Consider the following 15,801-nt stretch of genomic DNA (forward strand, 5'->3'; position numbering starts at 1 on the left):
GGTGCAAGATGTGTTGTCCGGCATTGATGAAAATGTAAAAGGGTCTCCTGGTATTTACACCGATTTCAGCACTTCTCTATCATTTAATTTGAGGAGGAAATTAAGAATAAGCAACCGCCAAAATATGCCACAAAACACACCTTACAAAGTAAATTTTCTCTATAGTAGAAGAAGATCTAACGGTTGGTTATAACCAGCGCTGATATGGGATATTATCGTACAGACATACCCGAAACCTTGTTGTCAAATAAAGCAGTCATAGCATTCCAATCCTCAGGAGAAACAGCCTTACGGCGCAGATTGGCCACATGTTTACCATCCACCAGTAACCGGATTACATTATTGCCTTTTCTGGCACTTACTTTATCCAGTGATACACTTATAGGCAATTTTTTGTAGATAGACATATTCACAAATGACAGGCTCAGCTCCTGCTCCTTTACCCCCATCGTCAGTACCTCATTCAGGTTCATACGCAGTAATAAAAAAGAAGAGAGCCCTAATATCATAGATACCAGTGCCATTTTTGATGAAAAATCAAGATCCAGTAAAAACAAGCCCACACCCAATACTGCAAAGAAAATTAAGGCTCTGATAGCAACCGCCTCCATGTAAACAGGCTTAAACTTAAAAAACATCGTTACTTAAATTTGTCAGTTATCAATATATCGTGGAACGAAATCGTATACTAATTTGGTCGAAACAGTCTGCTGTATTTATTTTCCGAATCTATCGGTCCTCATAAGTCTTTCCCATTGGGAAATCAATAGTGGAATATACAAATATTTTTGCAAGAGTATCAATTTTATCCATAAAAAAAGGGCCGCCTCACAACCGAAGCAGCCCTATTATACAATCTACTAACTAAGTCAATTTTTACAGTTTATTGGGTTTGTATATCTTCACCACGCCATCCCCTTCTGAACTCACAATCAGCAGGCTTTGCTTCACGGGACTGTCAGCGGCCTTGATAAACAACACCCCTTCCGGTGCATCCCCCGTTTTCAGCAGCTGCAAAAAAGCAGGGCTTACAGGGTTTGTCACATCATATATCGCTACGGCATCTGCACGCTCCATGCCTACAAACAGCAGCTTTTTCCTACCAACTTCCCCCAGGACAAGGCCTTCCGGCTCTACGCCCTTATCATCGCTACGTGCGTCATCATACAACGATGCCGCCTTGGCCCGTACTTCCAGCTCGTTTTTACTGTCGAACACGAGGGTACCGCTATTCCCGTCCCACACGCTGAAAGAACGTGCACCAAAGGAATACAGCTGATCATAATCTCCGTCCAAATCCGTATCTCCCAAAGTGGTGGTGACGTTCAAACGGCCCAGCAGCGTTTGCCCCTGCAACTTAGCTGCATCAGGGAAAGCCACAGGATCCAGCTTTAAGGCGCTTACGCGCTTTGCTTCTGCAAAGGCAGCATATTCCCGCACATCGCCTTCATTGGCCGTAAAAAGGTAAGGAACACCGTTTTTATGCATCACTGCAATCCCGTCCGGCTGGTACATGCTCTTTACATTCCATTTTTTGAAATCTATCACATTATCTTTATCACTGACATCCACGGCATTAGCATCTACATTATAATCCTTAAAACCCAATGGCTTGATGGCCTTGATAGTTTTAGTGGCAATATCCACCGTGGCAATGGCATTATTTTCCTGCAGGGTTACCCAGGCAGTTTTTGAATCGTCGGAAATAGTGATGTACTCCGGTTCTATATCCTGTGCCAACGTAGCATTAGGACCAAATACACGTAATCCCTGCTGCATCAGCGCGGCTTTCTGTGATTCAAACCCGCTGAAGTCAATCGTCTTTACTTCAAAGTTGTTCTGCACATCAATAATAGAAATAGAACCAACCGGATCATTGGTATAAGCGGCATTAGGTTCTCCCTCATTGGCTGATAAAATATAACGGCCATCAGGACTAAAGGTCAGCATATCCGGCAAAGCACCTACAGTAACGGATTTTACCAAAGAGTTATCACTGGTTTTAAAAATCACCACTTTACCAGGGTCCTGTTTTACGCTAGATTCAATGGCAGCAGCCAGTAGGCCGTTATTTACAGACAAACTGTTTACATATCCACCATGACTCGTCACAGCGATTTCTGTCAGTTTTACCGGCTTAGCAGGATCTTTTAAATCAATTACATCTATGCGGTTCAGGAAAACACCATTGTTATCCTCTGCATTATACACCACAAAGAGATGACCCGTTTTGGGGTCATAAGCTGAAATTTCGGCCGCACCTTCATTGCCGATATCGATAGCGCCGATCTCCGCAAAGGTGGCAGGATCTTCAGGTACGTAGAAATCTTCTTGTTTATCTTTTTTACAGGACAGCGCTACGATTACTGTGAGTACAGGCAGGATTTTTTTATAGTTCATTTCGCATTTTGGTTAATGGAGCGCAACATATAACCAAAGTATTATGCACGTATTAAGGGAAGGTTATGATTTTGTTACCAACAACTTATGCGCTACCAACCCAGTATTATTCTTACAGTTGCAATCAGGATTAACAGAAAACTACCAAAACCCATTATATACATCGCCCATATTGCATTATCAACATTTGCATCAGGGGCAATAATATGCTCCTCGTTAGGAATATATTTCACCTTGATGGTATCTCCCATCTTATATTCTTTACCGTACAACTTACTGGTAAACAAATTATAACGATGACCATTGTAATCAAGCTTGAACACCTTACTGTTCTTTCCGGTCGCACGCGGTTCATAAAGGAGTTTCATACCCACTGTATAACCGTATTGCATATAACGATTATATTCACTTACCTGGTAGTATGGTATTAAAGTAGCACCAAATAGCAAAAAAGCCAGTACAAACATTATCCTTGTATTGGCTTTACGGTCATATCGATTACCCGCCTCCTCTCGTCCCGGCAGGTTGTTATTTTCAAAATCCTTAGGCCCTAGCCCTCTTTTACGTCTTCCTAACCTGGGCATTAAATAACCTCCTTCTTATACACCTTACACATTTCCTCCCTGCTCAACTTCCGATGCTCCTGCACCCACTTCACCATCTTCTTCATATCCAGCATATCCAGCAACACCTCCGTAGTTGCAGATGCGTTAGGTATCACCTCCGGGCCGCCACATGCACGCATAATGTAAGCATGCATCAAAAGCTTCGCCCCGTTTGATTTATTCAAATCCAAAAACCATATGGCCGAGTAAGCCGAATACGGGCTGGGAGCCGCAATCCAACAACATTTGGTGGTATCACCTTCAAATGCCATCAGCTGGTCCAGCATACTACTATCTGCAGCAAAAAACTGCTTCACCGCAGTATAATACAGTAAACTATCCTGACGATACTGCTCCGGTGTTTTATCATATAACATCAGCATCTTCGAATCTGCTGCATTCGGAACATTGGTTACATAGCCCAGGGTAAGGCTATCCAGCAGCGTTGCCGGCGCCGCTGCCACCGGCGTTTCCTTTACTTCCTGTGTTTCCTGTTTTTGCTGCTGCTTTTGCTGACATCCCCATAGCGTGATCAATGCCAGGCCAACCATCATTATCGGCTTCATCATACTTTAATAAAAAAACGTTGTGAGGAAAATTAGGACTTTTTCTCACAACGTTCATTTTTTATTTATCGGTCTGGGCTTTCCTTAGCTTTTCCACCTCCGCTTTTAGTACCTCGCGCTCCTTACGTTCTTCTATCAGGTACAATGTCAATTCTTCTATTTTCCGTAAAAGTATTTCATTCATGGCACCAAGGTCCACCTTTTCTCTCTCCACTTCTGCTGCAGAGGGCACCCCTGGCAGGTGCTGATGCTCGCCTATGTATTTTTCTACCTCCTGAAGAGATGGCAATGCATAGTTTTGGGCAAAAACATAATCAGGCCAGCCGGTAGCAGTTACTTTAACTTTCTTAGCCAGTACGGTACCATTTACGGAGAGCTTTTCAGCAGGAGACAAAGTTCCGATACCTACGTTACCATTAACATCTGCTTTTATGGCAACTTTAGCAGGTTCTGAAAAAAATGGATTGCCTACCCATAAATTCCATTCAGCAGTCATTGGAGCCAATGGAATAGATGATGCTGTTTCAGTACCAATACGACTTAAGGGAGTAAATGTACTGGTGATACCAATAGCACGAACTTTGACATTTACAACCATGTCCTGATCCAGCACTCCCTGCACTGCTGTCGCACGCACCCGAATTTCCGAAGCAGAGGCATTTGTTTTTACATCCACAGTAAAGGCCTTAGCGCTACTTACCGAATAAGGATTATCATTAATTCTGCCAGCCTCCCTCCATATTTGCGGATTAGCATGCGAAGAACTGTATAAATGGGTCGCCCCTGCTGCCATATTACCTCTTAAGCACGTAAGGGAGACTTCATAATACCCTCCAGCTCCTGAGCCATGGGCTTCGGCCCAAACAAAAGAAACGTAGTCACCTACTTTGTAATCTTTAGGAAAGGTGATGGAGGTTTCGTAATAAGACGAGGTCTGTGCGTTGGTAACAAGCAGGCAGCAAAACACTGCGACCAGTAATAAAAATATCTTTTTCATAATAATATAGGTTAACCAGAATTTAGGCCGGCAATACTACACTATTTTCTATAAAATTCTATCCCACGAACAAATCATGAAAAGATCCTGTATAAAAAAGAAAAACCGGACAATCAGATTGCCCGGTTTCTCCCTATATAAAAATTATTTTATCTAGCTATTCAACAACTTTTCCAGTGCCTTATCCACCCCTTCAAACGCAAACCCTTTCAGCACCAGGTCCATCTGCTGCGCAATCTGCGCGGTACACAGGTTGCCAATACTGCCGGCATGCGTGTGATTCACCTCTTTGGCAGGTGCAAAGGTTCCTTTCTCAATATCCATACCCACCTGCTTGTAAGCCTCACGGAACGGTGTGCCCTGTAATACCAGGTTATTCACCACTTCCACGCTAAACAGGTACTGATACTTATCATCATCCAGGATGTTTTCTTTGATGCGGATGTTTTCCAGCATCAGCTTCGACAAACTGATACAATCTTTCAGCGCCTTAAACGCAGGGAACAGATTTTCTTTAAGCAGCTGTAAGTCGCGGTGGTAGCCTGATGGCAGGTTGGTGATCATCATCGCAATTTCATTCGGCAAAGCCTGCAGCTTGTTACCGTGACTACGAATCAGCTCCCATACATCCGGGTTCTTTTTATGCGGCATAATGCTGGAACCAGTGGTCAGCTCATCCGGGAATGTGATGAAGCCAAAGTTCTGGTTCATGAATAAAGTAGCATCCATGGCCATTTTGGCAAGGGTAGCACCAATGCCCGCCAGCGCAAACGCTACCAGCTTCTCGGTTTTACCACGGCCCATCTGCGCATATACTACGTTATAGTTCAGGGAATCAAAACCCAGTAAAGAAGTGGTCAACTCACGGTCAAGGGGGAACGAAGAACCATAACCGGCCGCAGAGCCAAGCGGGTTTTTATTTACCACCCGGTAAGCACCCTGCAGCATCGTGAGGTCATCTACCAGACTCTCTGCATAAGCGCCAAACCACAGGCCGAAAGAAGATGGCATCGCAATCTGTAAGTGCGTATAACCCGGCATCAGCCTGTCTTTATACGCTTCGCTCAGCGACTGCAATAAGTCAAAGAGAGATTTTACTTCTTCTACCACCAGCTGCAGCTCATGACGCAGGAACAGCTTCAGATCCACCAGCACCTGGTCATTGCGGGAACGGCCACTGTGGATCTTCTTGCCTACTTCGCCCAAACGGCGGGTCAGCAACAGTTCCACCTGTGAGTGAATATCTTCCACATCGGCTTCCAGTACAAAGTCACCTGCCTGGATTTCCTGGTATATCTTACGCAGCTCTGCTTTCAGTACAGTCAGTTCCTCCGCTTCCAGCAGGCCAATGCTTTGCAGCATGGTGATGTGCGCCATGGAACCGAGCACATCAAAAGGTGCCAGGTAGGCATCCATCTCGCGGTCTTTACCCACGGTGAATTGCTCTACCGCATCCAGTGCTGTCTTATCTTTTTGCCACAATTTCATAATTCAGAAATTTCTGCGCCGGCACTATCAGTTGATAGCTTCCAGCAATTTTATGTAACTATCTATTCCGTCTTTTATTTCGGAGAGATATATGTATTCATCGGCTGTATGCGAGCGCGCGGAATCTCCCGGGCCCATCTTCACACTGGTGGCGGGAATCAGCGCCTGATCAGATGTGGTTGGTGATCCATAACAGGTCTTACCGGCAGCAATGCCCGCTTGTACAAACGGATGGTCCATCGGGATGTGGGAAGGACGCATACGCAGGCTACGCGGCTTTACTTCACATTGCACGTTTGCCTGGATGATTTCCAGCAGTTCCTCAAGGGTATACTGATCGTTTGCTCTCACATCTACCACAAAAGTACAATCCGCCGGCACCACATTATGGGCTTTATTGGAAGTATTGATTACCGTTGCACTCATCTTCACCGGACCCAAAGTTTCGGATACCTTAGGAAAGCGGAAATCACGGAACCACAGCAGGTCGGGCAACGCTTTATACAAAGCATTTTCGCCTTCCTCACGGGCAGCATGCCCCGCTTTGCCTGTACTGGTGCAATCCAGGACCAGCAGGCCTTTTTCAGCAACTGCCAACTGGGTTTGGGTAGGCTCACCCACGATGGCAAAATCAATGGCAGGCAGTTTGGCGAGAATACTCTCCACTCCGTTGCTGCCACTGATTTCCTCTTCTGCGGTAGCGGATAAAATAATGTTGTATTGCAGGTCGGAACGATGGTAGAAATGCAGGAAAGTAGCAATCAGGCTCACCAGGCAGCCACCGGCATCATTGCTTCCCAGGCCGAATAATTTACCATCCACCACATCCGGGCTAAACGGATCGCGGGTATACTGCGGGTTAGGCTTTACCGTATCATGGTGGGAATTAAGTAAGATATTGGGCTTAGCGGGATCATAGTGCTTGTTAAGTGCCCAGATGTTGTTCAGATGCCGTTCATGCGGTATCTCCATAGCAGTGAGGAATTCGCTGATCAGCGTAGCTGTACCGTCTTCCTCACGACTCAATGACGGCGTCGCAATCATCTGCTTCAGCAGGGCCACGGCTACATCATATAGTTTTTCGTTCCACATAGTTAGCATATTAAGGTGCCCGCCACCGTGTCTGTAGTATTACTCAGTACATCCTCGGCGTGGCCTATCAGCACTTCTTTCACGCCATGGTTAATAGCGCCAAAAGCGTTGTCCAGCTTAGGTAAAATACCGTCGGATAAGACTTTCTGGTCCATCAGTTGCTGATAAATGTCTTTATTGATAAGGTTGATCACGGCATTGTCGTCGTTAGGATCGCTCAGCACTCCCTTTTTCTCAAAGCAGTAGATCAGCCGCACATTGTATTTAGCTGACAGTGCAATCGCCAGTGAAGAAGCGATGGTGTCGGCGTTGGTATTCAGTATCTGTCCGTTCCCATCATGGGTAAGCGGTGCAAATACCGGTGTAATGCCTGCCTCCAGCAATGCTACTACAGGCGCAGTTTGTACCTGCTCAGGTTTTACATCTCCCACAAAACCATAATCAATGGTTTTAACAGGGCGTTTGGTAGCGGGGATGATATTGCCATCCGCGCCGGTTAAGCCAATAGCATTGCAGCCTTTGGACTGCAACTGTGCTACCAGTTGTTTATTAACCAGTCCACCGTAAACCATGGTCACCACGTCAATGGTGTCAGCATCAGTAATACGGCGACCATCCACATACTTAGATTCGATTCCCAGCTTGTCACCTATACGGGTAGCCACTTTACCGCCACCGTGTATAAGGATCTTTTTAGCGGAAATTGCTGCAAACTTTCCGAGGAAAGATTGCAGCAATGCCGGGTTATCAATTACGTTACCGCCTACTTTGATAATAAACAGGTCGATCATAATTATCCTTTCAAAATTTCACTCAATACTGCCTGTGCTGCCCATACACGGTTGCCCGCTTCCGGTATCACGATGGAGTTAGGCCCATCCAGCACTTCGTCGGCAATGACTACATTTCTGCGAACAGGCAGGCAGTGCATCACCTTGGCGTTATTGGTATTTTTCAGCTTTTCGTTATCCACCATCCAGCTGTTGTCGGTGCAGGTGATTTTACCGTAATCCCTGTAGGACGACCAGTTTTTCACATACACGAAATCAGCATCTTTCAGCGCTTCCTCCTGGTTGTATTCGATGCGTGCACCGTTGGTGAATTTCTCATCCAGTTCATACCCTTCCGGGTGGGTGATCACGAAATCCGCTTCCCCCCAGGCGTTGATCCACTGTGCAAAAGAGTTTGGTACCGCCTGTGGCAGCGCCTTTACATGCGGTGCCCAGGTCATTACCACTTTCGGTTTGCGTGGCTCATTCCATCTTTCCTTGATGGTGATCACATCGGTGAGGCTCTGTAAAGGGTGCAGGGTAGCACTTTCCAGGCTCACGACAGGCACACCTGCGTACTTGATGAACTGGTTGATGTATTTCTCTGTATAATCTTCTTCTTTGTTTTTCAGACCGGGGAAAGTACGGATGGCGAGAATATCAAAATATTGTCCCATTACCGCAGCGGCTTCCTTTACGTGTTCGGAAGTATTCCCGTTCATGATAACGCCGTCATTCATTTCCAGCTGCCACCCTTCCTTATCAATATTGAAAACGATCGGTTCCATGCCCAGATTTTTGGCCGCCACCTGTGTACTCAGGCGGGTACGCAAACTAGGGTTCAGGAATATCATCCCCAATGTCTTGTCTTGTCCTAATGCTCTATCCTTGAAGGGATTTTTTTTGTACTCCAGTGCTATGTCTACCAAACGCGGGACACTGGGAACATCGGCTGTTGAAATAAACTGTTTCATTATTATTTCACTTCTTTTCTGAATGCTTCTAAAAATTGATCTGCATGTGCCTGGGTGAGTGCCAGTGAAGGTAACAGGCGGATTACATTTGGTTTTGCTTCACCGGTGAAGATCTTGTGGGTACCCAGCAGGTTTTTCCTTACATGGGCCAGCTCTTCCGGCAGTTCAATACCAATCATCAAACCGCGGCCTCTTACTTCCAGTACCTGTTCAAACTTTTTCAGTTCGCTCATCAGGTATTCACCAACAGTGGCAGCGTTCTGCATCAGTTTTTCTGACTCGATTACTTCCAGTACTGCCAGTGCAGCAGCGCAGGCCAGGTGGTTACCACCAAAGGTAGTTCCCAGCATACCATAGCTTGGGGCAATTTTTGGAGAGATAATGATACCACCGATCGGGAAACCATTACCCATACCTTTTGCCATAGTATAGATATCGGCGTTCACGCCGGCATAATCATGCGAAAAAAACTTACCGCTTCTACCGTAACCGCATTGTACGGAATCAGCAATAAACACGGCGTTGTTAGCATCGCAGAGGGAACGGATCTTTTGCAGGAAGGATTCAGATGCCACCCGGATACCGCCTACACCCTGGATACCCTCGATGATCACGGAAGAAACTTCATGATCCTTGAAAGCCTGTTCCAGCGCGGCTTCATCCAGCCATGGGAGAAACACCACGTTGTCTGTTTCATTTACCGGCGCTACAATTTTAGGATTGTCGGTAGCAGCAACAGCCAGTGAAGTACGACCGTGGAAAGCTTTTCTGAAAGCGATTACTTTCTTTTTACCGTTGTGGAACGAAGCGAGTTTCAGCGCATTTTCGTTGGCTTCTGCACCGGAGTTGCAGAGAAACAGCTGATAATCTTCTTTCCCGGAAACCTTGCCCAGCAAAGCTGCCAGCTGTTCCTGCAGTGGCATTTTGATGGAGTTGGAGTAAAAGCCGATTTTATGCAGCTGGTCCGTAAGGCGTTTCACATAGTGAGGATGCGTGTGACCGATAGAGATCACGGCATGGCCGCCATACAGGTCCAGGTATTCAGTACCCTGATCATCCCAAACGTTGGAATACAGGGCTTTGTCGATAACTATATTATTTACCGGATAAACGTCGAAAAGTTTCATTTGTAATTTCAGATTGACAATGAAAAAAAGGTTTAGAAAACGATGGACTTCAGTTTGAGTCCTGCCGTTTCATCCAGTCCGCACATCAGGTTCATATTCTGTACAGCCTGACCGGAAGCGCCTTTCACCAGGTTGTCCTCGATCGAATGGATCACCAGCTTCTCTCCCACCTTTTCCAGTTGTATCAGCACTTTATTGGTATTCACCACCTGTTTGAGGTCTATCTGCTTTGTGCTCACGTGCGTGAATGGATGACCAGCGTAAAATTCCTGGTACAACTGCACGGCGCCTTCCAGTGACAGATCGCTCTGCAGATAGGAAGTCACCCAGATACCTCTAGGGAAATCACCTCTTACCGGAACAAAGTTTACATCTGCTGTATATCCAGGCTGCAGTTGCTGTAAGCTTCGTCGGATTTCTTTAAGGTGTTGGTGTGTTAAAACTTTGTAAGTAGAGATGTTATTTGCTCTCCAGGTAAAGTGCGAAGTTGCCTGTAAACTCTGCCCCGCACCGGTGGAACCGGTAATACCCGTGGTATGTACTTCTTTCAGCAGTCCTGCTTTTGCAAGCGGCAGGAGTCCTAACTGAATAGCAGTAGCAAAGCAGCCGGGGTTGGCAATATTTTTCGCTGTTCTAATAGCATCTCTGTTCATTTCGGGAAGACCGTAAACAAACTCCCTTCCTTTAACGCTTTCGCCTAAACGAAAGTCCTGGCTAAGGTCTACTATTTTCACGTGGTCAGCAATATCATTTGCTTCCACGAACTTTTTGGATTCGCCGTGGCCCAGGCAGAGGAACATCACATCGATATCGTTGCTCAGTTCGCCGGCAAAGGTCAGTTCGGTTTCCCCCAGGAGGTCGGCGTGTACGGCGTATAACGGGTTACCCGCATTACTACGGCTATGTACATACGCAATTTCCACATCCGGGTGGTTCAACAAAAGCCGGATCATTTCGCCACCGGTGTAACCGGCGCCGCCAATGATTCCTGCTTTTATTTTATTTGAATTGCTCATTATTTATTTGTTGTCATTTTTTACCTGATGCCAGATCATGGTCTGGTTTCCGAAGATTTTGCTGAAGCCTCTTACATCATCGCCTGACCAGCCACTGTTCATTTCACCGTATTTACCAAACTTGCTGCTCATCAGATCGTATGGGCTCTGGATACCGGTCACCTGGAAGCGGTAAGGCATCAGGGTTACAAATACCTCGCCGGTTACGTTTTCCTGGGAGTGTTGCAGGAATGCTTCGATGTCGCGCATTACCGGGTCCATGATCTGACCTTCGTGCATCCAGTTACCGTAGAACTGCGCCAGTTGGTCTTTCCAGCTCAGCTGCCATTTGGTGAGTACATGTTTTTCCAGGGCGTGGTGTGCTTTCAGGATCACCATTGGTGCGGCGGCTTCAAAGCCTACGCGACCTTTAATACCGATGATGGTATCACCCACGTGGATATCGCGGCCGATAGCATAAGCGCCGGCAATTGTTTGCAGGTACTGAATAGCTTCGGATGGGTGTGCAAATTTTTGATCGTTAACACCGTAGAGTTCTCCTTTTTCGAATACCAGTTTCACCTGCTCTTCACCGTTCTTGGTGAGCTGCGTAGGCCATGCTGCTTCAGGGAGCATGCCGTTGGAAGTCAGTGTTTCCTTACCGCCTACAGAAGTACCCCAGATACCTTTGTTGATGGAGTACATGGCTTTTTCGAAGTTTACCTCCACGCCTTTGGATTTCAGGTAGGAAATTTCTTCTTCGCGGCTCAGTTTCATATCACGGATCGGAGTGATGATTTCCACACCTGGGATCATAATGTGGAATACCATGTCAAAACGAACCTGGTCGTTACCGGCACCGGTAGAACCGTGTGCTACTGCATCTGCACCTACTTCTTTCACATATTCTGCAATAGCGAGCGCCTGGCTCATACGCTCGGCGGAAACGCTCAGCGGGTAAGTGTTGTTCTTTAGTACATTACCGAAGATCAGGTATTTTATAACGCCGTCGTAGTAACTGCGGATTGCATTAACGGTTTTATGGCTTTTAACACCAAGGCTGATAGCGCGTTTTTCGATATCCTGTAATTCTTCTTCAGAAAAACCACCAGTGTTTACAATCACTGAATGCACTTCATAACCTTTTTCCTCGGTCAGATATTTAACGCAATAGGAAGTATCAAGCCCTCCGCTAAATCCCAGTACTACTTTTTTCATTATAACAACGTTTTATTCAGATATACAATAGTTTGCTTTTGTGTAAGGTACCTCTCAGAAGAAGAACAGGAATTTCTTTTTGGTTCCTGCGGCACCGCCTTCTTTTTTGCTGTTCAGCAGCACAAATCTTTTGAAGCGCAGCCAGCGTTCGTACAGCTTGATATTGCCTTTGAAGCGACGGCGGCGCCTTTCGTGGTGTATGCGGCCGTTGGCGGCTACAGACATTTTCATTTTCTCCATTTCGGCTTCGGCAGCCGCTGCTTCTGCTTTTGCAGCCATGGCTTTCTCTTCCGCTTCCTTCAGCTTTTCGGTAGGATCATACAGCATAGCCGTGCACAAACAGTTCTTACGGTTTTTCGCTGTAAGAATATCAAAATTCACGCAACTGCGGCATCCTTTCCAGAATTCTTCATCATCTGTTAACTCAGAATAGGTAACGGGCTCATAGCCCAGCTCCGAGTTAATTTTCATCACCGCGAGGCCGGTGGTCAAACCAAATATTTTAGAATCAGGATATTTCTGACGGGAGAGTTCGAAAATTTTCTTCTTAATCGATTTAGCTACGCCATGTCCACGAAAAGCCGGATTCACGATCAGACCGGAGTTAGCAACAAATTTATCATGGCCCCAGGCTTCTATATAGCAAAACCCAACCCAATCGCCTTTGTCTGTAACTGCAATCACAGCCTTGCCTTCCTGCATCTTCAGTTCTACATAAGCCGGGGAACGCTTCGCTATTCCGGTACCACGAGCTTTTGCAGAAGATTCCATCTCATCGGTGATGGTCTTTGAATAGTGTATATCGTCAGGAGTGGCTACCCTAACGATTATATGCTGATTTTCCAACTTTTAAAATTGAAATCGTGAATCAATAAACTACGTTGAATGCTTTCCATTGCTGGAAAAAATAATAAACACCTTATGATTGGGAATCATGGTGCGACAGCGAGTCAGGTATGACGGAGCGCTATCAAATTCTAGGTCGTCGGGAAAGGTATCTAAAGACATTGAACCCAACAGAATATACCCCTTTATTTAAAGCGGGATGATATGCGGAGATGTTGGTATGAGTTGCGGTTTTTTCCAACTTCAGTTCAGCGTTAAATTGTTATAAATATTGTCTTTAGTTTTAGATTATCGGCAAAGTTATAACATTATAATTTTAATTGGTCCAATTTTTTTTCCGCCGGATCAAATTTTTTCAAGCCCTTAACAGAAAATGCCCCTGCTGCCAACTTCTCAGGCAACAGAGGCATTACAGATATGATATTTATTTACTATCTGGTGATAATTCCTAATTCGGCTACACTTACCTTTTTATCTCCCTCTGCCGCAGGTCTGGTAGCCACCAGCTTGATATAGCGCGCCTTTACAGGACTGAAAGTGATGCTTTGCTGCACCGGGTTGTTTTTAATATTGGCAAACATGCCCGCGGCCGCTTTCGTCCAGGCCTTTCCATCGCCACTGGTATAAAACTCATACCCATAGATTACACCACCGGTATGCGCATTTGTCACGGGAGTGTAAGTAAAACCCTTGAGCGTCAGCGCTTCAGAGAGGTCTACCACCAGCTCCTGCGGATAGCCCGCCTCACTCACCCACGCAGTGCCGGCTTGGCCGTCGATTGCCCTGGCTGCCGCCGCCGGCTGCACCGTCCATTTGGCCGGTGCCACATCGTAACCCACACTGGTAACGGCACTGCGCTCCGTTTTGCCATTCTCGGTGTGGATAGACACTGCTTTTACCACGCCACCACTTGGCAACGCGATCACCTCACCCATTTTGTAAAGGTTGGATTTGGTTCCCGGCGTGCTGCCATCGGTGGTATAATAAATATGCTGGTCCACTGTAGCGTTTGCAACAATAACATCTCCCTTATTATTACGCTGTAATACCGGCTGGGTAACCAGTACTGGCGCCAGGTACAGCCCCACCTCCCGAATCACCGGGCAGGCTTTGGCATCCAGAATGTTTACCCGCACCTGTGTGGTGGTGAGCTTCGGCAGTTCCAGTATTCTTTTATGGCCGATGGTAGAAGCCTTTGCCACTTCGCGGAATTGGCCGTTCTCCAATATTTCCACGGAAAAAGCCTTCACGCGCTGACCCAGTTTCAGGTATTCTTCCAGGCCAATCCGGTTGAACGTAACCGGCTGTTTGAACGTGAGTGTGAAAGAAGCGCTGGTCACGTTGTCCGGCGTAGCCCAGTAGGTGTCAGGGTTTCCATCGTTGAGGTGACTCACTTTCACGGCACTGTTGCCGCTGCGTGTAACGCTGGCCGTAGCCACGCCTTTACGGGCCAGATTGTTTTTAAAAGTGGCATCCAGCACGCGCCGAAGCTCCATCAGTCGGGTGGAGTCGTTTTTATGGATAACCCCATCGCGACTCACCGGCACATTCAGGATCAGGTTACCGTTGCGGCCCACGGAGCCATAGTAGATTTTCAGCAGGTCCTGCAGGGATTTCACTTTATCATCGGTATCCGGACTATAAAACCATCCCGGGCGGATACTTACATCACATTCTGCGGGCACCCAGGCCTCACCGTCTTCCACACCTTCGTTGAGCTGTTGCTGTGGCGGCGCTGCTTTACCCGGACCATAGCCCTTTATATTTAAGGTGCTCCAGTTAGTCGTACCGGCGATACCGTTTTCGTTGCCTACCCAGCGGCAGCCAGGCCCCACGTCGCTAAAGATAACAGCGTTAGGCTGCAGCTTATGTACGGTATTATTAAATAGTTCGAAGTCGTATTGCTGGGGTTTGGTGCCGTCGTTGGCGCCATCAAACCATTGTTCAAACACAGGGCCGTAGTTGCTGAGCACTTCGGTGAGGGTATTTACGAATGTCTGGTTGTATTGCGGTGTACCATAATCAGGATGGTTGCGGTCCCACGGTGACAAATACACGCCGAACTTCAGGCCATACTCCTTACATGCGGCAGAGAGTTCCTTCAGGATATCTCCTTTATACATACTTTCTCTGACCGTATGCGTACTGTATTTACTGGGCCACAGGCAGAAGCCATCGTGGTGTTTGGCGGTGAGCACAATACCTTTCATGCCGGCGAGTTTGGCCGTGCGAGCCCACTGGCGGGCATCTACGTGAGTAGGATTGAATACTTTCGGGTCCTCGTCGCCATGCCCCCATTCCTTATTGGTAAAGGTGTTAGGGCCGAAATGGATAAACATGTAGTATTCCATGTCGTTCCACTCCAGCTGAGATTTGGACGGTAAGGCGCCGTAAGGCTTAATTTCCTGAGCCATTGCCATGTTGCAGGCTAGCAGTCCTGCAAGTATTGGTGTAATTTTCATGGATCACTGTTTGATTAGGTCGCTGGCGAAGATAAGGCAGATATCCCTGCGGCAGCTAAAGGTAATTTAGCTATTTCTAATCCTAAATTAGCATTATGAGGAACGGTTTGTATCATTTCGCTTATCCATCGATTGCAAAACCAGTGCGGGTTTGCAGACCGTTTATCACAAAAATGTAAGAAAATTGTTGTGCTACATTACTTTGCTTCATCTTATTTTATAAATTTAGCCTCTTCTGAACGTATTATTATACGCTATTTA

General features: G+C 46.5%; 14 protein-coding genes. All 14 read right to left on the reverse strand.

The genetic code is table 11. The features are described from left to right. Positions 1–212: 212 nt before the first annotated feature. Positions 213–638 carry a hypothetical protein gene (locus BUB18_RS00700; RefSeq protein ID WP_073077051.1) on the reverse strand — a complete coding sequence of 142 codons (426 nt, stop codon included), beginning with the start codon at positions 636–638 and terminating at the stop codon, positions 213–215. Between the two features lie 238 nt (positions 639–876). Beyond that, on the reverse strand, positions 877–2,400 hold the full coding sequence (locus BUB18_RS00705) for a choice-of-anchor I family protein (RefSeq protein ID WP_073077053.1): 1,524 nt from the start codon (positions 2,398–2,400) through the stop codon (positions 877–879). A gap of 92 nt (positions 2,401–2,492) precedes the next feature. Further along, positions 2,493–2,984: a hypothetical protein gene (locus BUB18_RS00710; protein ID WP_073077055.1), complete on the reverse strand. Its 492-nt coding sequence runs from the start codon at positions 2,982–2,984 to the stop codon at positions 2,493–2,495. Further along, positions 2,984–3,574: a hypothetical protein gene (locus BUB18_RS00715; protein ID WP_143159779.1), complete on the reverse strand. Its 591-nt coding sequence runs from the start codon at positions 3,572–3,574 to the stop codon at positions 2,984–2,986. Before BUB18_RS00715 ends, BUB18_RS00710 begins: the two co-directional genes overlap by 1 nt. Positions 3,575–3,632: 58 nt before the next feature. Further along, a complete protein-coding gene (locus tag BUB18_RS00720; protein WP_073077059.1) occupies positions 3,633–4,568 on the reverse strand; it encodes a hypothetical protein in 936 nt (311 codons plus the stop codon). A gap of 153 nt (positions 4,569–4,721) precedes the next feature. Then, positions 4,722–6,056: an argininosuccinate lyase gene (gene argH / locus BUB18_RS00725; RefSeq protein ID WP_073077060.1), complete on the reverse strand. Its 1,335-nt coding sequence runs from the start codon at positions 6,054–6,056 to the stop codon at positions 4,722–4,724. A gap of 27 nt (positions 6,057–6,083) precedes the next feature. Further along, positions 6,084–7,148, reverse strand: coding sequence for a M20 family metallo-hydrolase (locus BUB18_RS00730; protein ID WP_073077062.1), 1,065 nt, complete (start codon positions 7,146–7,148; stop codon positions 6,084–6,086). A 2-nt stretch (positions 7,149–7,150) separates the two neighbouring features. Continuing rightward, on the reverse strand, positions 7,151–7,939 hold the full coding sequence (argB, locus tag BUB18_RS00735) for an acetylglutamate kinase (RefSeq protein ID WP_073077064.1): 789 nt from the start codon (positions 7,937–7,939) through the stop codon (positions 7,151–7,153). Between the two features lie 2 nt (positions 7,940–7,941). Beyond that, positions 7,942–8,892, reverse strand: coding sequence for an N-acetylornithine carbamoyltransferase (locus BUB18_RS00740; RefSeq protein ID WP_073077065.1), 951 nt, complete (start codon positions 8,890–8,892; stop codon positions 7,942–7,944). Between the two features lie 2 nt (positions 8,893–8,894). Next, entirely contained in the window at positions 8,895–10,019 is a 1,125-nt protein-coding gene (locus BUB18_RS00745; RefSeq protein ID WP_073077066.1) for an aspartate aminotransferase family protein, read from the reverse strand. Between the two features lie 32 nt (positions 10,020–10,051). Beyond that, positions 10,052–11,035 carry an N-acetyl-gamma-glutamyl-phosphate reductase gene (argC, locus tag BUB18_RS00750; protein WP_073077067.1) on the reverse strand — a complete coding sequence of 328 codons (984 nt, stop codon included), beginning with the start codon at positions 11,033–11,035 and terminating at the stop codon, positions 10,052–10,054. Between the two features lie 3 nt (positions 11,036–11,038). Then, positions 11,039–12,232 (reverse strand): argininosuccinate synthase, encoded by a 1,194-nt coding sequence (gene argG, locus BUB18_RS00755; RefSeq protein ID WP_245805595.1) that lies wholly within the window; start codon positions 12,230–12,232, stop codon positions 11,039–11,041. A 54-nt stretch (positions 12,233–12,286) separates the two neighbouring features. Next, a complete protein-coding gene (locus BUB18_RS00760) occupies positions 12,287–13,078 on the reverse strand; it encodes a GNAT family N-acetyltransferase (RefSeq protein ID WP_073077069.1) in 792 nt (263 codons plus the stop codon). Positions 13,079–13,509: 431 nt separating this feature from the next. Further along, positions 13,510–15,540 (reverse strand): alpha-L-fucosidase, encoded by a 2,031-nt coding sequence (locus BUB18_RS00765; protein ID WP_073077070.1) that lies wholly within the window; start codon positions 15,538–15,540, stop codon positions 13,510–13,512. Between the last annotated feature and the right edge of the window lie 261 nt (positions 15,541–15,801).

Origin of the sequence: Chitinophaga jiangningensis (genome assembly GCF_900142605.1) — a bacterium.
Lineage (GTDB): Bacteria > Bacteroidota > Bacteroidia > Chitinophagales > Chitinophagaceae > Chitinophaga > Chitinophaga jiangningensis.